At 49.9% G+C, this 18,953-nt stretch carries 17 protein-coding genes; 6 read left to right on the top strand and 11 right to left on the bottom strand.

Features of this window, described 5'->3' with window-relative positions; genetic code table 11:
• Nucleotides 1-346: 346 nt before the first annotated feature.
• Nucleotides 347-670 (bottom strand): helix-turn-helix domain-containing protein, encoded by a 324-nt coding sequence (locus LQZ19_RS07105; protein ID WP_411046972.1) that lies wholly within the window; start codon nucleotides 668-670, stop codon nucleotides 347-349.
• 220 nt (nucleotides 671-890) lie between these two features.
• On the opposite strand from LQZ19_RS07105, the gene LQZ19_RS07110 reads away from it, so the two are divergent.
• Both LQZ19_RS07110 and LQZ19_RS07115 read left to right on the top strand, forming a co-directional pair.
• Nucleotides 891-1,940, top strand: coding sequence for a right-handed parallel beta-helix repeat-containing protein (locus LQZ19_RS07110; RefSeq protein WP_411046973.1), 1,050 nt, complete (start codon nucleotides 891-893; stop codon nucleotides 1,938-1,940).
• A gap of 9 nt (nucleotides 1,941-1,949) precedes the next feature.
• A complete protein-coding gene (locus LQZ19_RS07115) occupies nucleotides 1,950-2,405 on the top strand; it encodes a hypothetical protein (RefSeq protein WP_411046974.1) in 456 nt (151 codons plus the stop codon).
• A gap of 239 nt (nucleotides 2,406-2,644) precedes the next feature.
• On the opposite strand, the gene LQZ19_RS07120 is transcribed toward LQZ19_RS07115, so the two are convergent.
• The 4 genes from LQZ19_RS07120 to LQZ19_RS07135 form a co-directional block, all read right to left on the bottom strand.
• The gene (locus tag LQZ19_RS07120; protein WP_411046975.1) at nucleotides 2,645-3,886 is read right to left on the bottom strand and encodes a hemolysin family protein; all 1,242 of its coding nucleotides are present in this window, start codon (nucleotides 3,884-3,886) and stop codon (nucleotides 2,645-2,647) included.
• Nucleotides 3,883-5,016 carry an HD-GYP domain-containing protein gene (locus LQZ19_RS07125; RefSeq protein ID WP_411046999.1) on the bottom strand — a complete coding sequence of 378 codons (1,134 nt, stop codon included), beginning with the start codon at nucleotides 5,014-5,016 and terminating at the stop codon, nucleotides 3,883-3,885. The genes LQZ19_RS07120 and LQZ19_RS07125 overlap by 4 nt, the downstream gene beginning before the upstream one ends.
• Before the next feature lie 29 nt (nucleotides 5,017-5,045).
• The gene (locus LQZ19_RS07130; RefSeq protein ID WP_411046976.1) at nucleotides 5,046-6,440 is read right to left on the bottom strand and encodes an ATP-binding protein; all 1,395 of its coding nucleotides are present in this window, start codon (nucleotides 6,438-6,440) and stop codon (nucleotides 5,046-5,048) included.
• Between the two features lie 465 nt (nucleotides 6,441-6,905).
• Nucleotides 6,906-7,253 (bottom strand): helix-turn-helix domain-containing protein, encoded by a 348-nt coding sequence (locus LQZ19_RS07135; RefSeq protein WP_411046977.1) that lies wholly within the window; start codon nucleotides 7,251-7,253, stop codon nucleotides 6,906-6,908.
• 154 nt (nucleotides 7,254-7,407) lie between these two features.
• On the opposite strand from LQZ19_RS07135, the gene LQZ19_RS07140 reads away from it, so the two are divergent.
• Nucleotides 7,408-8,619 carry an outer membrane beta-barrel protein gene (locus LQZ19_RS07140; RefSeq protein ID WP_411046978.1) on the top strand — a complete coding sequence of 404 codons (1,212 nt, stop codon included), beginning with the start codon at nucleotides 7,408-7,410 and terminating at the stop codon, nucleotides 8,617-8,619.
• Nucleotides 8,620-8,906: 287 nt separating this feature from the next.
• Here LQZ19_RS07140 and LQZ19_RS07145 read toward each other — a convergent pair whose 3' ends face one another.
• The 3 genes from LQZ19_RS07145 to LQZ19_RS07155 are packed head-to-tail and all read right to left on the bottom strand — an operon-like array spanning nucleotide 8,907 to nucleotide 13,052.
• Nucleotides 8,907-10,760, bottom strand: a complete 1,854-nt coding sequence (locus tag LQZ19_RS07145; RefSeq protein WP_411046979.1) for a motility associated factor glycosyltransferase family protein — start codon at nucleotides 10,758-10,760, stop codon at nucleotides 8,907-8,909.
• Nucleotides 10,753-12,669 (bottom strand): penicillin-binding protein, encoded by a 1,917-nt coding sequence (locus LQZ19_RS07150; protein ID WP_411046980.1) that lies wholly within the window; start codon nucleotides 12,667-12,669, stop codon nucleotides 10,753-10,755. Before LQZ19_RS07150 ends, LQZ19_RS07145 begins: the two co-directional genes overlap by 8 nt.
• Entirely contained in the window at nucleotides 12,666-13,052 is a 387-nt protein-coding gene (locus LQZ19_RS07155) for a S26 family signal peptidase (RefSeq protein ID WP_411046981.1), read from the bottom strand. The genes LQZ19_RS07150 and LQZ19_RS07155 overlap by 4 nt, the downstream gene beginning before the upstream one ends.
• A 65-nt stretch (nucleotides 13,053-13,117) precedes the next feature.
• Between LQZ19_RS07155 and LQZ19_RS07160 the strand changes: the two genes are divergently transcribed.
• The 3 genes from LQZ19_RS07160 to LQZ19_RS07170 all read left to right on the top strand — a co-directional run bounded on the left by LQZ19_RS07160 (nucleotide 13,118) and on the right by LQZ19_RS07170 (nucleotide 15,320).
• Nucleotides 13,118-14,323 (top strand): peptidoglycan DD-metalloendopeptidase family protein, encoded by a 1,206-nt coding sequence (locus LQZ19_RS07160; RefSeq protein WP_411046982.1) that lies wholly within the window; start codon nucleotides 13,118-13,120, stop codon nucleotides 14,321-14,323.
• Between the two features lie 83 nt (nucleotides 14,324-14,406).
• On the top strand, nucleotides 14,407-14,532 hold the full coding sequence (locus LQZ19_RS07165; RefSeq protein ID WP_411046983.1) for a hypothetical protein: 126 nt from the start codon (nucleotides 14,407-14,409) through the stop codon (nucleotides 14,530-14,532).
• A 38-nt stretch (nucleotides 14,533-14,570) separates the two neighbouring features.
• Nucleotides 14,571-15,320: an amidohydrolase family protein gene (locus tag LQZ19_RS07170; RefSeq protein ID WP_411046984.1), complete on the top strand. Its 750-nt coding sequence runs from the start codon at nucleotides 14,571-14,573 to the stop codon at nucleotides 15,318-15,320.
• Nucleotides 15,321-15,359: 39 nt separating this feature from the next.
• On the opposite strand, the gene LQZ19_RS07175 is transcribed toward LQZ19_RS07170, so the two are convergent.
• From LQZ19_RS07175 to LQZ19_RS07185, 3 genes are read right to left on the bottom strand one after another with little or no spacing between them, the layout of a single operon-like run.
• The gene (locus LQZ19_RS07175) at nucleotides 15,360-16,331 is read right to left on the bottom strand and encodes a substrate-binding domain-containing protein (RefSeq protein ID WP_411046985.1); all 972 of its coding nucleotides are present in this window, start codon (nucleotides 16,329-16,331) and stop codon (nucleotides 15,360-15,362) included.
• Between the two features lie 21 nt (nucleotides 16,332-16,352).
• Complete coding sequence (locus LQZ19_RS07180) at nucleotides 16,353-17,339, bottom strand: ABC transporter permease (protein WP_411046986.1); 987 nt, start codon at nucleotides 17,337-17,339, stop codon at nucleotides 16,353-16,355.
• 12 nt (nucleotides 17,340-17,351) lie between these two features.
• A complete protein-coding gene (locus LQZ19_RS07185; protein WP_411046987.1) occupies nucleotides 17,352-18,869 on the bottom strand; it encodes a sugar ABC transporter ATP-binding protein in 1,518 nt (505 codons plus the stop codon).
• Nucleotides 18,870-18,953: the final 84 nt, after the last annotated feature.

Below are 18,953 nucleotides of genomic sequence, written 5' to 3' on the forward strand. Positions count from 1 at the left end.
GTAAAATTGGTAAAAAAAATTTTGATTTTTTCATCCTCCTATACCTTATAAATTCTAACCGTAGAATTGCATACTGCCGGAATTTGTAGTAGGTGTGAAGGCCCTCCATGGGTTAAACCATCTGGACGGGACTCAGCACGCTTAATATCCTGCTTGCTTATCAAGGCTATTTATTTTGATTTGTGGGGCAAGTTTAGCCACTGGGAGGCCTCATGGTTTTTCTCTCAGATAGGTCCCTCGATTAATTGCGTGCTTTCCGAGAACCATTCGAAAGGCACATGGCTTTACCGAGAGGATACATGCCAATTGTGAGGTGGGATTTTAAGTAAATAAGGCATATTTTACCTTAATTTTTCAGTTTATCAATAACGGAATCAAGTTCGTAGGCCATCTTTTCCAGAAAATCCGTTTTTATTGACTCAATATGCTCGGCTTGGGAAGGATTCTCGATATGTGCCACCGTTTCATCGTAAAATAACTGGTAGACCTCAATATTCAGAGCATCGGCCAGCTTCCCGATAAAGGCAAAGGAAGGGTGTCCACTCCCACTTTCGATTTGCCGAATATACGAATGGGCCGCATTACACCGTTCTGCCAGTGATTTTTGAGAAAACCCTCTATTTTTGCGCCATTTCTTTACATTAAAGACAAAAAGCTGGTCCAAATCCATAATTTGTATTCTATTAGCGTCTCTTTTTTTGAAGTAGAGACACTTGACACATACATTATAATCATTTATGATCGTCTTGGTCGTACATATATTTTCATAAAATTGAAGAATTTTCTGAAAATCGATGGCGCAAAAGCGACGGGGATTGCCATAAACCTATGCGGTTCCCCAAACGACAAAAAATATATCCGGTAGGATATAAAAATTAAGGAGACCTTTTATGAAAAGGATAGGTTTTTTGATTATGTTTGCCTTTGTTTTACAATCGTTGGCAATAGTGTCGGTTTTTTCTCAAGAGGTAAACCGCTCGTATTATGTTCGGGCAGATGGTGATGATACGAATAATGGAAGAACCGAAGATGCGTCATTAAAAACGGTTCAAAAAGCTTTTGAACTGGCATCAAGGGGCGCAGTGAAAACTATTACTGTAATTGGAAAGATTTCTGGTGAGATAACGATTGGGAACAGCGGTAATACGGAAATCGTTTTACAAGGCAAAGCAGGCAGTACAGACAGCGAAAGAGGTATATTGTCAGGTTTGTGGTTGGAACAATGTAATGTAAAAATTCTGAATCTTGAAATTTCAGATGGTTCTACTGGATTATATATAGTGGGTGGTACTGTGGTTTTGGGACAGGGAACAAAAATTTGTAATAATTCCAGTGGCGGTATATATATTAGGTTTGGTACATTGACATTGGATGGCGCTGAAATTTCAAATAATAGTATTACAAACAGCGCCGGTGGTGGTATAAAGCTTGCAGATAATAGTAAATTGTTAATGATAAGTGGTACTATTACAGGGAATAGATCTACAGGTGATGCCAGCTACAGTAGAGGTGGGGGTATTGATGCAAGTTCAAGTGGTGTTGTGTTTGAAATGAGAGGCGGGACAATATCTGATAATGTGTCAGGTACCCAAGGTGGTGGAATATATAGTAGTTCAGGATTTACTATGTCGGGTGGTGAAATAATAAACAATTCCGCGAAAGCGGGAGGAGGAATTTATATTGGTGGTGGTGGTATAGTAACAATAAAAGCCGGAACGATAAAAGGTAATAAGGCAGAATATGGAGCTGGGATTTATGTTAGGACAGCAGAGAAAACAGGCTGTACAATAGACGGCGGTACGATAACTGAAAATATTGCTGACTTTGTTGGTGGCGGTATATATTTAGTTGGTGGATCTGTTTATAAAAAGAATGGCGGAACTATTTCTAAAAACCAAGCAGGTGATGGAGAAGGGGAAGATATATTTACGCAACGCTAGGAGATGAATATGGACAAGGTAGTTATATGTCTTTGGCATAGTGCTAATAAGGGCAAGAGTGCAACCATTCGTGAATTTGCAAAGTTAATACTTGACAAATATTATAAACCAAGGCGTAAGACGATCTATCAGAGTTATGAAGGAGACACGGTTCCAGAATTTGATGATTTTATATTGGTCGTCGAAATCAATGGAATAATTTTCGGTATCAGAAGTCAAGGTGATCCAAACACTGGGGTAGAAACAGAATTGAAAATGTTGGCAAACAAGTACAAATGCAATATTATTGTTTGTGCATCTCGCACGAAAGGAGAAACTGTTTGGGCTGTAGAAGGCTTGCGAGGTTTTGAGAAGATTTGGACATCAACATATCAAGTTGCAGATAAATCGTTGCAACATAAATTAAATATGTTGAAAGCAAAACAGCTTATGGAGTTAATAAAAAATATTGGTTTTATAAAGTAGGGTAAACGGAGTGTGGTTCTCCTGAGTAGAGTCATTTCGTAAGGCGTAGTTAGGGTGAACGGAGTTAAACCCTGCGCACAGGCGCCGGTGGGGGCGGGGAATCCACGCTGCGGGATATTCTGGAATTCCCTGCCGGAGGAGACCCGCTTGCGGGGCTCCATAGGCAGACTCTACAGGCATCCCGCAGTGGGGATTCCCCGCCCCCACCGGCGTTTTTACACAGGGTATATAAACCCCGTTTACCCTATGGGTTCGATTAATACCTTATCAATCCGGTTCCCATCCATATCCACCACCTTAAACCGATACCCATTCCATTCAAAAACCGCTCCGGTACGGGGAATCTCCCCCCCCAGTTCCAGGATAAAACCCGCCAGGGTATGGTATTCCTGCGGCGTCGCCGGGAACCCGGCAATGGGTAGTATTTCTGCGATATCATCAATGTTGACGCTGCCGCTGACCAGATAGGCGCCGTCACCCTGGGCCAGAATATCGTCATCCGCAGAGGTCGAAGCGGAAAGTTCGCCCACGATTTCTTCGATAAGGTCACGTACCGAAAGTACCCCGGCAAAACCGCCGTATTCGTCGATCACAAAGAGGATATTGGATTCACCGCGCTTAAAGGCTTCGAAGGCTTTGATGGATGACATGGTTTCCGGGACAAAATGGGGGGGAACCATGAGGGATTTCAGACCTACCCAGGTGTTTTCCAGGAAGGTCAGAAATATGTCCTGGACCGAGACCACTCCGACAATCTCATCGATAGCGCCGGATGCCACAGGAAAAAATTGCTGTTTCCGGTATTCCACCGCCATGCTCCGCACCTTTTCTGCGTCCGCATTGATGTCCAGCCATTGGATCTCCGAGCGGTGGGTCATAAAGGCCCCCACGTGGCGATCCCCCAGATAGAAGACCCCCTCCACCATGGTCCGTTCTTCGCTTTCCACAATACCGGACTTTTCCCCTTCCCGGAGCGCTATCCGTAGTTCATCTTCGGTCATCCCCTGATCCGTCACGGGATCCGATTCAAGGCGGGAGCCGAGGAAGATCAGGGGGGTAAAAAGAACCCTGAGAAAGCGGATAAGCGGGAGTATATGGACAAGGATAATTTCCGGCTTACCCCGGGCTATGGGTTTTCCAAGGGAACTTTGCAGTAAAATTAACAGGATGGTAAATAGTAAAGCTGTAGTTAATGCAGGGATGACGGACCCGGTAAGCATGGGGAAAAACTTTTCAAATATCCCGGCCGCCGGGATTCCGCTCAGGGCGCCTGCAAAAATATCTGCCAGGATGATTCCGATCCGGAGGGCGGAAAGCAGCGATTCGGGATTCTCCGCCGCCTTCAGGGCCAGCCGGTATTTTTTATCTCCCCCATCGGCCTTGGATCGCAGCCGGGCTTTCCGGGACGAAATGAGGGAGCTCTCCGCCAGGGTAAAAACGCCGCTTATGATAAGAAGCAGGAGAATAATTAAAAACATCATCCCAGTTCATCCCTGACCAGGGGACGGACGATATGGATACCGCCCTGGGAAGTTTCCAGGATCTTTGTTTTCCCGTCCGGGGTTTGAACTCCCAGGAGCTGAACCATGGGGTACCGGGGATTTTCCGGATTCACATCCACCACCTGGCCTTTCTTACCGTTGGAAAGGAGTACGTAGAGCCCGATAGGGTAGATGGAAAGGGAAAAAACCAGGGCCCGGATAACCGTATCATCGTACTGCTTACCCTCGTTCTTCAGGAGGTCCAGCATTCCCGCAAAACCATCCTTAGCTTCTTTATAGGGCCGGTTATTGGTCAGCGCCTCGTAGGTACAGGCCACGGCGATGATCTTAGAGTAGAGGCTTATCTTATCACCCGTGAGCCGCCGGGGATATCCTTCGCCGTTTTCCCGCTCATGGTGTTCCAGGGCGGCAATGGTCACCGAAAGGGGCAGGTTAAAAGATTTGAGCACATTAAATCCCAGTATCGGGTGGGAGAGGATGGCCTTTTGCTCATCCCGGCTCAGGGCGCCCTTGTTCATATAGACCCGGGATTGGAGCCTGAGCATCCCCGCTTCGTGGAGCATGGCCGCCACCCCCATTTCAATGAGCCGGTGGCTGGTAAGTTTCAGGTAGGAACCGATGATGATGGCCAGGATGGTGGACCTAACCGTATGGGATGTCAGATAGTTTTGCTCCGTCTCGGGGCCGGCGTTTCTCAGCACCCGCAGCAGATACCGGCGATCCTTCCTGATGGCATCGCAGAGATCCTTAATTTTTTCCGCCATTTCATTAAGCTGAGGGGGATTATTCAGAGACATCTGGGCAAAAAGGGATTCCACATAGCGCTGAAAATTCATATACAAAACTTCAGCCTTCTTTAGCTGTTCGGCATCGACGCTTTCCTTGGGGGCTATGGGCGCCGAGCCCCCGGCGGGGATTTCTTCCGGAGAGTAGTCTTCCCTGGGTTCCCCTTCGCTCAGGACAGTCCGGAACCCCCATTCCTGAAGGATGCTTTTCATGGCGGCGGTAATAGCCATCTCCGGCGCGGCAATGACAAACTGCCGGTCCGGCAGGTACACGGACTGAGAGAAAAAACTTTCCGGCGCCAGGTCTTTGACTTCGTATTCCATCACTTTACCTGATTATAGTATACCCAGTCTTATTGGTATAGGAGTAGATCTTCGCGGGTCTTTGCGAAGGCTATTAGTTCTTCCGTAAATCCGCCTATGGAAAACAGGGCATACCGCTCCCGCCGTTCACCCTGTTTCCAGTCCACCTTCCGGGCTTTTTCCAGGAGCTCAAGGAATACGTTGATCCCGGTTTTCGATTTACGGAATTTACATTCCCCAAAGAGGATGTCCTGTCCCTCGGTATCCAGGGCGACCATATCTATTTCATGATTCTTGTCCCACCAGCGGCCAATTTTATTGTACCGGAATGACTTATTCGGAGCATTAAGGTAGAAAAACTCTTCCCGGCAAATTGCTTCGTAGACATAGCTCACATGGCCATCAATAAAATTGGCGCGGATACGGTCCATCACCGGGGCTTCATTTCCGGATTCGAGGTAGCTTAAGGCGGGGTATACGAACTTGAACCAAAAAAGAATAAAATTGTCCTTGATGCGGTAAAGACCCCGCTTGCTCTTTTCCGGCTGGGTTTCGGTAACCGGCACCTCCCGTTCCAGTATATCCAGGTTTATAAGGGTGGTGAGGTACTTGGTAAGCCCGGTCTGCTTTAGTCCAAGACTCGCTGCGATATCCCCCATCTTGTGATTCCCCGCAGCAATAGTTTTAATGATGGAAAAATAACTACCCACCTGCCCCAGTTCCCGGAGAAGCAGAAAATTCGGTTCATCGTAGAGGAAACTGGTCCGGGAAAGAATATTTTTTCTGATGGCGCCGAATATATCCCCCGGGCTCCGGAATAATTCGATATACCGCGGAACTCCCCCGGTAAGGGCATACAGTTTAACTGATTCTTCCCGGCTTTTTCCTTGGAAAAATTGGCCATAGTACCGGAAGGGGATTTGCCGGAGTTTGATCTGGGCGGTCCGCCTGCCGTAGAGGGGGCTGGTATAGGCGAGGGTCTGACTCTCCATCATGGATATCAGGGAACCGCAGAGGATGAGCATGATATCCCGGTTCAGCAGGAGGGTGTCCCATATTTTCTGCATTATGGAGGGAAAGGCGGGATTGGTTTTGCCCAGGTACTGAAATTCATCAATGACCAGGATCTTTTTCCCCGGCGTTTCAAAGCCCGCCAATGCTTCAAAGATCAGGGTCCAGTCCTTTACGGACGCCCCTTCAAGCAGGGGATTCCCGGTAAATCCGGCGATCAGATTTTTAAGCATGTCCCGGTTTTGGTCTTCACTCTCTTCGGTGGCAAGGAAATAGACCGCCTCCTTATCCTTGAGAAATTCCCGGATAAGGGCGGTTTTCCCAATACGCCGGCGTCCATAGAGAACCACAAAGGATGCCGCCGGCCGCCTATATTCCCAGTCAAGAGCCTGAAGTTCCTCTTCCCGGTCTATGAATGTAATTGGATATTCCATATTATTATACTTATAATTATTATACTTTAGATTATAATAATGTCAAGTATAATAATTATCAATTTGGCAGACCGCTGTTTAAAAATAAAAAAGACGATGCGCCTGGACGTCCAGGCATAAAGCCTGCTGCGCACCGTCTTTAATTTGAGGTTCTAACCCCGGTTACTTAAGTATCGGCTTTATTTTTTTGAACCTTTACACTTAGTATTACCGGGCAAGGATATCCAGGTGGTATTGGGTGGTTTCCGCCAGGGAGTGGTAGCGGGAGAGGAGGGTGTAGGAGTTCTTCCACGGGTCTGACCGGGAAGACGGGGATGGCTAGTCCGTCCGGGCGTTCAAACGGTGCCAGGCATTTTTATGTCACCTTGTTTTCATAGAAAAAGTGATTACCCCGCTACTGGTAGTGCCCCTCGCGTGAGGGACACTAGCTAAAAGGGTACCAGGCATTGTTGCAGGGGCAAAGGGTCATTTTTTCGGCGGAATATCGCCTTGGGAAAGGTAATGGCCCCGGATATTATCAAGGGTTTGAGTAACCGCATCGGCAACTTCATCGCTCCACTTTGAGAGGACGGTTGCCACATCTGGCGATAAGGAATCCTTCGGTTTAAACAGCTCATAGGGTTCAATCTTCAAGGCGGCGGCGAATTTTACCAGTGTTAATGGAGATATCCATTTTCTACCGTTTTCAACATCGCTTAAAAAAGGGATCGATATATCAAGCTTTTCTGCCAATTCAGCTTGAGAGAACTTGTGATAGTTACGATAACGTTTCAAGTTGGCGCTCAGTATCTTCCTTAATTCATGCTCGGTCATACGTTACCTTGAATTTTAATCTTATATTCCAATAGAGAATAATTTATTATGTTATTAGCTTGACATTGTCACAAATAGCCAATAAACTTATAAAATATTTACTATTAGCAATGTGTATGAAAATTTATACATGTACTTAAAGGTAGGAGAATTTATGAAAAAATTTGCATTTGCATTTTTTACATTTATGATGGCTTCTATGGGACTTTATGCACAGACGGTTGATTTAGATACTGCGCTTCAGAAAAGCTCGGACTATTTAGACAAAAGTCTACCACGGGGTTCAACAGTTTTTGTAGTTAATATAGAAGCGGATTCCAAAACTCTCGCTAACTATATCTCAGATGAATTATCGACATATTTAGTCAATAATAGAAACTTTACCGTGGTGGATCGTCAAAATATAACATTGATTGAACAGGAACTTGCTTATCAGATGTCCGGTGAAGTCAGCGATGAATCAGCCCAGTCCATCGGAAAAAAAATTGGAGCACAGATTATAATAGTTGGCAGCATTAAACCGGAAATTAATGGATACCGCCTTAATATTCGAGCATTATCTGTGGAGACAGCAGTGGTTCAAGGTTTACAAAGATATGATATTAAACTTGACAAAAGGTTATCTGCACTTATTAATGGGGATTCCGTGAAACCAGTTGAGGAATTGTGGAAATACAAATGGTTTTATTTTGGACTGAGAGCCGGTGGCAGCTATAACTCGTATGATGAAGTTGATTCTTCGGATTCCGCGCTTACTTTTATTAACCCCGCAGCTTCATATAGTTTTAATGCGGCTTTTTCAGCTTCAGTTCAAATAACTAATTGGTTTGGAGCAGGGGTTGAATTTATCTATACCCATGATGAAGCCAAGGTAAATACTACCGGCGGTGGTGTAGTTGAAACGACAGACGGGGGGAATATTAGTACTAGTAATGATCCTCGGTATAGCAGCGGTACGTTTTCTTATAATTCATTCATGATACCCCTTCTTGCAAAATTTACAGTTAGGCCGAAAAAATTTGTTTTTTCCGGTTTCATTGGCCCTTATTTAGGTATTTCGTTTGGGGAGTTGCAGTTCGATGGGACATTACAAGCAGGTGAATGGAAAGGAATTTTTAAACCATCAAGCACGAATTATGGAATCATGGTTGGTGGTGATGTCGGTTATCATTTAGGCCCTGGCGCATTATTTGTTGATGTACGCTATGCCAAGGATTTAGCCAATCATCAATTTGAACCCAGTGAAGGCTCTTGGGGTATGTGGAATGATTATTCAACGAAGTGGCGCTTTATGCCGGATATGGAAATTTCACGGAGCAAGGTTCTTTTTACTATTGGGTATGAGATAGGATTGTTTAATAAATAGCATCGGGGCGATGGTAATTTTGGACTCCTATTAAAATGTTGTGCCTGGCGCAACATCATAAGCTTAAGAATAATAAAAAACCACGAAGGCGCAGAGGAGACCGCTTGCGCGGTCAATTAGAAAGCAGAAGGAAGGGGAAAAGAGGGGGGTGTTTTCCTTTAATTTTTCTTCATCTTTTTTCGCCTTCTGCGACCTCGCGGTTAAAAATTCTTAAGTTTATGATGGTATGCCTAGCGTCCTTGCGTGGCAAAATAAGTATCATTGCCGATGTCCAGGCACGCCGTTGTTCACCGTAAATACCCCAGATTGTAATCTGTGGTTTCCGCCAGTGAGTGGTAGAGCTTTGCGGATAGTTCCAGGTATCGTCCGTAGGGGTCCGATTCGGGGGTCCTCAGGCCTGTTTCCAGTTCGGCCAGGGGGGGGAAGAGGAAGCCCGCTACGTCTTTTACCTCGCTTTCCAGGATCAGCCGGTTTATCTCCCCCAGGCGTTTCAAGACCCGGTCCCTGTCGGCGGCCGTCTTGGCAGTTGTTTTTCCCGCCAGGGCAGCCGCTTCTTCCGCCAGGGCTTTGATCCGTTCCAAGCCCCGGGTCAGGGTTTTGCAGGCCCCTTCGTACCGGGCAAGCCGCTTTTCCCGTTCCTCGGGTGAATTAAATTCACCCTCAATTTTTGCAAAGACCGATTGGAGGAGCCGGTTTATTTCCGCGCGGCGGGGGGGGAGGGCGAGGAGTTCTTCCACGGGGCTGACCGGGAAACCGGGGATGGCTAGTCCGTCCGGGGAGAGGCTGCGGCTTTTGGCCGCAGGGTAGAGGCGGAACTGGCTTTCAAACCAGGATGAGTAAAGGGATAGGCGCTTGTCCGTGAGGACCTCGCCGTCCCGTGCGGAGGGGGCCCGGAAGGGATGGCCGTCCCGGAGGGCATGGACGGACCAGGTTTCCGCCGGCTTGAAACGGAGGGATTCCGCGAGGGAACGGGTTTCAAAGAGGGCGCCGCGGAAATGGGTTTTCAGGTTTGGGAAGGATAGGTCCAGGCCGGCTATCCAGATGCCGCTGCCTCCAAGGGTACGGGCGAAATCCCAGGCGGTGGTGGCCACCGAGCCCCCGGCGCCCAGGCTGCCCTTTGGGTCAAGCCGGTCTTCGATAAAGCGGCCCAGGGGGAACAGGGAGGCGCAGAGGAAGGCCCGGGCAAAGGGTAGGGAACCGTCGGCGTTCCGATGGTTCCACCGGAGCACCGGCGGGTAGACCGCAGATTCGGCGATAAGGCAGGTTGTGGGGGCGGGGGCGCGGTCCAGGTGGCGGGCGTTCCAGTACTGGGGGTCCACCACCACGGTAAAGTCCGGGGCCACGCCATGGGCCAGGAGAAAACGCTGGGAGGTGTCCACCGCCACTATTACCGCCCGTTCCGCAAGCTCCGGCAGCAGGGGGGCGATGCGGTCCAGGGAGGGGCCTGCTGCGGCCAGGAGTACCGGCGCCGATAGGGGGGCGAGACAGCCCGCCAGATGGGATACCCCGGGCAGATCCCGAATAGCCTCCCGGTTCAGCGCCAGGTTCCGGACCCAACGTTTTCCAAAGCGCCTGAGGGTGGCGGTGTTCACATCCTCCCGGGAGGACCATGTTTTTATCCGCTGTTCGGCTCCGGCGTACCACTCCGCATCCAGGCCGATCAGGGCGCGGTTCCGGATTATGGCGATTTTGCTGTCCTTCAGGAGCCGGAGCGCGGCGTTTAGGGCTTCACCGTTTCCGCCCAGTACAAACAGGATCTTGTACTTTGTAAGAAAGGCAGTGAGATCCCGGTACTCCAGGGCTTTTTTCAGGATGAGGGGATAGCGTTCCACCACGATGATGGGGCGGTCCGGCTCTGCCAGGGCGGCGGCTTCGGCGGCATAACCCAGGCCAAAACCCAGAGCTATGAGCGGGCCGTCTCCGTCCGGGTTTTCGGCCAGCCGCCGGCCTTCCCGAACCGGGTCCCGGGGGGAGTGTATGTGGATGCCCCGCACAATGAGTGTGGGGTCCCCGGACGCGGCGGGTTCAACGAGTATATCCCCTTCACTAAGAGTTTCCCCCGGAGCTTGCAGCAACTGTGCCGCCAAGCCGGGGTATTGGGCTTCGATGATCCGGAGATTGGCTTCCCAAATACTATTCAAGTTCAAGTATGATGACCGTATCACTGTTTAGGGGGCTTCCGGGGGGAGGCGCCTGACGGCGGACCCAGCCGTCACCGGAGATTTCAATGTGGAGATCCTCCCGGAGGAGCATGGGGAGGAGTTCCCGCTTGGAATAGCCTTCTAAGTTGGGAACCACCGCATCCACCACGGGGCTGATAGGCAGGGGCAGGCTTACGGAACCGGGATGGCTGATCTGGGGGTTCCGGCCCCGTGGTATGCCCAGGTAATCCACCAAAGCTTCCGCAGCTTCCCGGATGGGCGGAGCGGCAATGCGGCCCCCCAGGTAGGAATCGCCCTTGGGCTTTATGATAGCCAGATAGAGGATCAGCGAAGGGGACTCCGCGGGGAGTAGGGCGATACAACTGGCGATAAAGTCCGTGGGTGAATAGGCGTTGGTTTTTGGGTCGATGAGCTGGGCGGTACCGGTCTTTACCGCCAGGGACAGATCCCGTATATTGGCCCGCCAGCCCGTACCGATGTCGGAAGTTACGTCCACCATGTAGGAGCGCATGGCCCGGGCAGTTTCCGCCTTGAGGATACGGCGGCTCTGACCCCGGCCTTCCGGAGCCTCATAGGAGCGTATGGTCTCCCCCTTGGGCGAAACGATACGGGAGACAATCCGGGGGGGTACCAGGACCCCGTCGTTGGCCACTGCGGAGGCGGCCTGGACCATCTGCAGGGCGGAAACGGCAATCTCCTGGCCCATGGCGATGGTTGGTTTGGACCGTTCCGACCAGCGGCTTGTGGGACTGAGGTAGCCCACGGTTTCCCCGGGGTTTCCCGCGCCGGTCCGGGCGCCGAAACCGTAGTTTTGCAGCAGCTCGTTAAAAGCATCCGCCCCCAGGCGATCCGCCGCATAGGCGGCCCCGGCGTTACAGGACTTGATGATGATATCGCGGATAGTTACCCTTCCATGGGCGCCGAGACAGTTGATCACCACCCGTTCCCCCCGGTTGCTAATCCGCTCGTAATGGCCGTCGCAGACAAAAACAGTACCGCTGTTGACCGATCCGGACTCCATCAGGGCAGACATGGAAAACACCTTGAAGACCGAGCCCGGCTCATAAGCCCAGATGGCGGGGCGATCCATCCGGGAAATATCGTCCGAAGAGTTTATATCGTTGGGATCAAAGTTTGGCAGTGAAGCGGAGCCCAGGATGTCCCCGGTGCGGGGATCCATGGCCATAAACATCACCGCCTCAGCCCTGCTTTCCCGGCGTATCCGTTCGCCGATCTCTTCCAGAATATGCTGGACGTTGGAATCGATGGTGAGAAAAACCTGATTCCCCGAACCGCCCTTGGCCTTGACCGATGCGGGGGAAAGCTCCGATTCCAGGGCATATTCTATCCCCGCAAGGCCGTTGTTATTTTCATTTCCCACAAAGCCGATGATCTGGCTTGCCAGCCGTTTTTCCGGATAGATGCGGCCCACAATGGCCTCCACACCGACCCCCCGAAGCCGCCCTTCGGCTTTGAGGTTTTCGATTTCCCGGAGGGTGGACTGTTCCACCTGTTTTTTAAGGTAGATAAAATCCGCGGAGGATGATTCAATACGCGCATCGATGGTTTCCGCGGGGATTTGCAGTATCGGGGCCAGGTCCCGGCTTAAAACATCACGATCGATAATATCGGGACGCCACACCGTGATATTGCCCAGCCGGGTCTGGAGGGCCAGGATACGGCCATTCCTGTCCAGGATGGGCCCCCGTTCCACAAAGGGCTTTGTGTTACCGGTGTTCTCCGTATCGGCGGGCCGGAGCATGAGTACTGCGTAACGTATCAGAACAGCGACACTGAGGAAGGCAAAAACGGAAAGAAAAATGATGAACCGTTTTTTGTGGGGTATCTCCGGTGGAAGGTTTCCCTGTTTATCATTTCTGTTTTTCATTTAATACCTAACACCTTTCCTATAATGTGATCCACCGGAACGGGACCGTAAAAACGGGAATCATAGGATTCCCGGTTATTATCACCCAGGGCAAAAAAAGTATCCTCCCCAAGCAGGGCGCCGCATCGTTTTACCGCCACGGCGCCTTTGGGGGTAAAAAATACTACCACATCCCCGGTCTTTGGCTTAGACCAGCGCAGGAGGTATTTCCCGGACCATGGCAAACGGATACCGTATGCGGTCCGGACAACCACCAGGATAGTTCCCGGCCGTATGGCGGGCATCATGGATTGTCCATCGGTAATCATAAAATCAAACAATAGAACCTTCATCAACAGGGCAACGATACATGCCAAAAAAACGGCCTTCCCGGGATTCACCATAATTAACGGAAGTATAATACTTCAACTTAATTATGTCGATAAACCTATATATGCAGTATATAGTTATGGATCAATCTATTCAGCGCCGCCAGAATCATCCGTTGATTTCTTTTCCAAAATTCAGAAGTCCGGCGGTCTATAAACCCTATAAATATATCGATGCGATTAAGCAGAACCCTGCCCATATTAAGCGATCTTGGAAAAAACAGGAATCCCGGTTTCCCGGTTTTCTGAAGGGCCGTAGGGCTGAGTCCGATGGGTTTGAAGGGATCGTGAAACCCAAGGCTGCGGCAAAGCCTTGGTCTTTCCCAATTCCGAACCGGCTGAAAAATACCTTCTGGGCTTCTCCCGCCCCGGTTTGCGTACTTGGGGGAATCGCCCTTTTTTCCGCCCTTATCCTGGGGCTGCAGAATTCTCCGGTTATGGCCCTGTCCCCCGGGGCTGATCCGGCCATGCGGGCAAACCTTGCCTCCTATGCAGGGATCGCCGGGGCTATTTCGATTGCCGACGAGGATTCTGAGTTCATGCCCCTGGATCTGACGGAGAATTTCCGCTGGGAAAGCTACACGGTTCAGCGGGGGGATTCGGTATCGAAGATCGCCGCAGCCCGCTCAATTTCCATGGACGCCATCATTGCGTCTAACGGAATTTCCAATGTCCGCCGGCTCCGGGAGGGAGAATCGATTCGTATCCCGAATATGAACGGTATACCCTACACGGTAAAACAGGGGGACAGTCTTTCCAAGATTTCCGTCGGCATGGGGGTACCCTTGGAAGCGATCCTGGACGCCAATGATATCCAGAATGATACCATCAGCGCCGGTCAGCAGCTCTTTATCCCCGGGGCCAGGATGCGTACCGAGGATCTCAGGCTTGCCCTGGGGGAACTCTTTATTTACCCCATCCGGGGAGCGCTTAGTTCCCCCTACGGCTGGCGGAACGATCCCATCAGCGGCGCCCGGCGTTACCATGCGGCGCTGGATCTGGCTGCCGGATTGGGTACCCCCGTCAAGGCTTCTCTGGATGGAAAGGTCGCCACGGTGGGACTGAATTCGGTTTATGGCAAATACATCATCCTCTCCCATAGTAACGGGTTCCAAACCCTCTACGCTCACCTGAATACCACCTCGGTAACCCAGGGATCCTATATCTACCAGGGCGGGAAAATCGGGGAAGTGGGCAGCACCGGCTACAGTACGGGTCCCCACCTCCATTTTGCGGTATACAAGAACGGTAAACCCGTTAATCCCCTTGAATTTCTTAATAAATAAGGATAAAATGAAGATGATTTGGGGTAAAATGATAATTACACAAAAAATTACAAAAATGTTTCGTACCCGAAATGGGAGGCTCCATGCGTAAACTCGTGTTCATCCTTTTAGCGTTTATCGCTATGGCTACCTTTATCCGGGCTTACGATACTACCGATGGCCAGGGCCGGGATATTTCCGAAGCGGCAATTACCATAGACGCGAAATGAAATCCCTAAAATGAAATCCCCAAATGGAGGAAATCGCCATGATTATTGACGCTCACGCGCATCTGGGAATTGACCTTGTTTTTGAGGAAGTCCGAACCGAAGCGGAAATTATGACAATGATGGACGCCAACAAAGTGGATGCTACCATCCTGCAGGGAATGTACGGCCACATCTACCTGGACGAGATTAAGGAAAATCACGATAGGATCGCCGCTCTTGCCAAAGACAACCTGCGGCGGATCTTCGGCATGATTACCATGACACCCTATTTGCACGAGGCGGACTTTTACAACGAGGCTAAACGCTGCGTACAAGAACTTGGCTTTGTCGGCATGAAACTGCACCCCATGGCCTTTGGCTGTTCACCCTTGAATGCGCGGGCGGAAATGATGTGGCGGATCTGCGGGGAATTGAATATACCCATGATGGTTCATACCGGCGGCGGCGCGCCCCTGTCCTTACCTTCGTTGGTTATCCGGCGCTGCAAACAATTTCCCGATGTGCCCTGTGCGATTGCGCATTCCGGTACGCTCATTTATGCCGATGAGGCGTTCCTTGCCGCGCACGAATGTCCCAATGTGTATCTGGAAACATCCTGGACGGCGCCTCACCATATTATTCACGCTATTAAAACTTTTGGAGCCGCCCGTATACTCTTTGCCGCCGACGAAATCGCCAACGTGGCGACGGAGATCGCAAAATATGCATCCCTTCCCATAAGCGGCGCCGACCGGGAACAATGCCTCTGGCGCACGGCTAACACGCTGTTCCGGCTGGGGTTTGTATAAACCCGCCCCTCTCAGAAGGGCGGGGGAGTTAATTATAGTTTATTCTGAAAGAGCGACTTCCTTCAAAGTATTATAAACTTCATTGATGTTGTCCTTCGTAACAAGCAGCGTACCCAGCTTGATTTCCCTATCAACCGGCTGGCCCTTCAGGAGCTTGTCGATGCACTGTGCGGCATAACGGCCCATCAATACCGGCTGTTGTGCCGCCGTCGCAGCAATCTTGCCTGCGCGTATGGCGTCTACAACTTCGGGGGAACAGTCAAAACCCGCTATCAGGATATCCGTACGCCGGGATGATTCGATGGCCGAAAGGGCGCCCATGGAGGGATCTTCCGAATGGCAGAAGATTGCTTTCAGGTTAGGATGCGCCGTGATAAGGTCCTGGGCGAATTTCTCGCCTTCCTCACGATTTACCTTTTCCATTTGCTTGAAATCAACATCCTTGATACCGTTTATCGATACCGCTGAAGCAAAGCCGTTTTTACGCAGAACCCCATTAATCCTGGCCTGGTTCAGCGCTATCTGCGATACCTCACTGTTCGCGGGCAGCTTCGATGCAATATACGCTCCCAGTTCCCTTGCTCCCGCTTCGTTGTCCGTCGAAATGAAGGAAGCATAGACGCCTGAATCCGCGCCTATATCACAGATGACAACCGGAACCTTCGCTTCTTTCGCCAGGTCAAGAACGGCGATGCATGAAGCGCTGTCCGTGGGCGATATGACGATGGCTTTAACCTGTTTCGTAAGTGCGTCCTGGGCGTTGGAAAGCTGTGTGCTTGCCGAGTCTTTGGAATCGTAGGTTGTTACCTCCACACCGGGAATCAGCTTTTTAAGCTCATCTTCTATTCCGTGACGCATATAACGCCAGAAAGGTACATCCAGTGAGGGCGTCAAATAGGCCACCTTAACTGCCTGCTGGGCGGAAGCCGATTTGGACGACGAGCCCTTACCCGTACAGCCTGCCATGATGATGGCTATGAAAACACACAAAATAATCAGTAACTTTTTCATGTTTTTCTCCGTTATATTTTTTTACGCCGCCATAAGGCGCCGCTTTTTCCCGAGTTGAATCTTAGAAAGTTTTTCTGCAAGTACGGCGATAATGATAACTGCGCCTATGGCGCTCCCCTGCCAGAACGGGTTAACTCCCAGGATATTCAGCGCATTGCGGAGGAATCCTACCAGCAAAACCCCAATGGCTGTCCCCACAAGCTTCCCCTTTCCGCCGCTCATACTCACGCCGCCGATGACCGCTGCGGCAATTGCGTCCATTTCGTTGCCCGAGCCATAGGTAGGGTCGCAGGCCATAAGGCGTGATGTCATCATCCATGCGGCAAAACCGCACATGAGGCCGGAGCATACATAGGCAAGCATGGTATTGAACTTAACATTAATGCCGGAAAGCCGGGCCGCTTCCGCGTTTGAGCCTATGGCATAGAGAAAACGTCCGAATTTGCATTTGGACATTATCCAGCCAAAGATGCAGAAGATGCCAAGAATAAAAATGATATAAATGGGAAAGGATTCGGCTATCCTGCTTTTTCCCAGAAAACTGTACGCAGCGGGAAACTTGGACGCCGTATTTGCGTTAGATATAACATAGTCAAGGCTGCGGCAAACCTGCATAATCCCCAGGGTTACAATAAATGCGGGCATTTTTAAATACCCGATAAGAAGGCCGTTCACAAGGCCAACCGCGGAGGACACAAGCAGAATCGTGGCAATCCCCAGAAAAACATTACGCGTACTCACCATAACCATGCAGCCTATCATTCCCGAAAGTCCGAGATTTCCGCCAACAGAAAGATCAATGCCCGATGTTATGATAACGATTGTCATGCCGATTGCAAGCATGGCGTTTGAAGATACCTGGGACATTACATTCATAAGATTCCGTGTGGTAAAAAAATATTCCGATGAGAGGCTCATAATAACGAAAAACAGCAGAAATACTCCCAGCATGGCGATCTCGCTTCTGTATTCCCGTAGTGTGCGCCCCAGCATTCCTTGTCGTTCCATAATTTCTATTCCTTATCCAACGGTTGCATAATACCCAATCAGTTCTTCATTCGCTTCCATGGCGTCAAGTTTACCGGTAACCCTGCCTTCACGCATCACAAGCACCTGATTAGATAAGCCTAAAATTTCCGGAATCTCGGAAGATACCAGTATAATTGTAACACCCGCCGCCGCTAATCCGCGCAGCAGGGTATATATTTCCGCCTTTGCGCCGACATCAACGCCGCGCGTGGGTTCGTCCACAATAAGGACATCCGGTTCCAGCAGGAGCCATTTTGCCAGCAGCGCCTTTTGCTGATTTCCGCCGCTGAGGCTTTTTACCGGCGCATCAAGACTGTTTACCCGGATGCCGAGTTCGCCCACCTTTTGTCTGCATTTTTTTTCCTGCTTTTTCCGGTTAACCAGCATGGCAGTATTCATGACTAAATCCGTAACGGACATATTGAAGGAGACACTCAACTCCTGAAAAAGGCCGTCGAATTTTCTGTCTTCCGGCACAAAGCCTATCCTGTTTTTCATACACTGGCGGATTTCATTTGATTTGACGGCACGGCCGTTAACAAGAACTTTACCGTTAGATTTTTTGTCCGCGCCGAAAAGGCTGCGCACAAGCTCTGTCCGGCCGGCCCCGACCATGCCGGCAATTCCCACAATTTCTCCTTCGTGCGCCTGAAAGGAAACGTTTTTGACATAATCCCTGTTATCGCAGATATCAATTGCCTCAAAAACAACTTTTTTGTTCAGGAATTCCTTTGCCGTTTTCGGCTTTACGCCGTAGATATTGTTTACTTCCCTGCCGACCATGGCTTTTATCAGATCTGCCTGGGCAAGCTCCTTAGTCTCCACGCCCCCCAGTACCAGACTGCCATCGCGCAAAACCGTGATGCGGTCCGATATTTCATAGATTTCGTTAATTTTATGCGACACAATGATGAACCCGACATTTTCCGTTTTTAATCTGCGCACAAGATCAAAAAGGCGGTTGATTTCATTGGACGACAGGGAAGCTGTCGGTTCATCAAGTATGATGACCTTTGCTTTTTTTGATATCGCCTTCAGAATTTCAACAACCTGCATCTGAGCGACAGAGATATTCGCCACACGGACATGGGGATCAATATAAGTATCCATATCAAATAACTTCAAAAGAGAATAGGTATCTTTTATCATGGCTTTTTTATTGGAAATAAAACCCTTTTTGTAATACGCATCATCAACAAGAAAAATATTTTCGGCAACCGAAAAGTCCGGTATCAAGCTGAATTCCTGCGAAACGATTGTAACCCCCTGTGCAACCGCCTCACGGGGATTAAGAAACCTAACCTGCCGGCCGCTTACCGATACCGTACCTGAATCTGCGGTCAGAATTCCCGCAATAATCTTGGATAGCGTAGATTTGCCTGCACCGTTTTCTCCCATCAGGGCATGTACTTCCGCAGCTTTTAATTCAAAATTGACTTCTTTTAGAGCCGATACGCCGTCAAAAGCCTTGGAAAGACCCACTGCCTCAATGAGCTTGTTTTCTACCATAAAACCTCTTTATGCGAGCCGAGATTCATTCACACGCATACGACATCCTACGTCCCACTATTGCCTACTTTAACAGGATTAGAT

This window comes from Treponema primitia (assembly GCF_046533075.1).
GTDB lineage: Bacteria > Spirochaetota > Spirochaetia > Treponematales > Breznakiellaceae > Termitinema > Termitinema primitia_B.

Excerpts from the sequence above, each read along its gene's own strand:
- LQZ19_RS07180 (WP_411046986.1), bottom strand. The coding sequence starts at position 17,339 with ATGGAACGACAAGGAATGCTGGGGCGCACACTACGGGAATACAGAAGC.
- LQZ19_RS07120 (WP_411046975.1), bottom strand. The coding sequence starts at position 3,886 with ATGATGTTTTTAATTATTCTCCTGCTTCTTATCATAAGCGGCGTTTTT.
- LQZ19_RS07155 (WP_411046981.1), bottom strand. The coding sequence starts at position 13,052 with ATGGTGAATCCCGGGAAGGCCGTTTTTTTGGCATGTATCGTTGCCCTG.
- LQZ19_RS07150 (WP_411046980.1), bottom strand. The coding sequence starts at position 12,669 with ATGAAAAACAGAAATGATAAACAGGGAAACCTTCCACCGGAGATACCC.
- LQZ19_RS07185 (WP_411046987.1), bottom strand. The coding sequence starts at position 18,869 with ATGGTAGAAAACAAGCTCATTGAGGCAGTGGGTCTTTCCAAGGCTTTT.
- LQZ19_RS07165 (WP_411046983.1), top strand. The coding sequence starts at position 14,407 with ATGCGTAAACTCGTGTTCATCCTTTTAGCGTTTATCGCTATGGCTACC.
- LQZ19_RS07130 (WP_411046976.1), bottom strand. The coding sequence starts at position 6,440 with ATGGAATATCCAATTACATTCATAGACCGGGAAGAGGAACTTCAGGCT.
- LQZ19_RS07105 (WP_411046972.1), bottom strand. The coding sequence starts at position 670 with ATGGATTTGGACCAGCTTTTTGTCTTTAATGTAAAGAAATGGCGCAAA.
- LQZ19_RS07125 (WP_411046999.1), bottom strand. The coding sequence starts at position 5,016 with ATGGAATACGAAGTCAAAGACCTGGCGCCGGAAAGTTTTTTCTCTCAG.
- LQZ19_RS07115 (WP_411046974.1), top strand. The coding sequence starts at position 1,950 with ATGGACAAGGTAGTTATATGTCTTTGGCATAGTGCTAATAAGGGCAAG.
- LQZ19_RS07110 (WP_411046973.1), top strand. The coding sequence starts at position 891 with ATGAAAAGGATAGGTTTTTTGATTATGTTTGCCTTTGTTTTACAATCG.
- LQZ19_RS07140 (WP_411046978.1), top strand. The coding sequence starts at position 7,408 with ATGAAAAAATTTGCATTTGCATTTTTTACATTTATGATGGCTTCTATG.
- LQZ19_RS07135 (WP_411046977.1), bottom strand. The coding sequence starts at position 7,253 with ATGACCGAGCATGAATTAAGGAAGATACTGAGCGCCAACTTGAAACGT.
- LQZ19_RS07160 (WP_411046982.1), top strand. The coding sequence starts at position 13,118 with ATGGATCAATCTATTCAGCGCCGCCAGAATCATCCGTTGATTTCTTTT.
- LQZ19_RS07175 (WP_411046985.1), bottom strand. The coding sequence starts at position 16,331 with ATGAAAAAGTTACTGATTATTTTGTGTGTTTTCATAGCCATCATCATG.
- LQZ19_RS07170 (WP_411046984.1), top strand. The coding sequence starts at position 14,571 with ATGATTATTGACGCTCACGCGCATCTGGGAATTGACCTTGTTTTTGAG.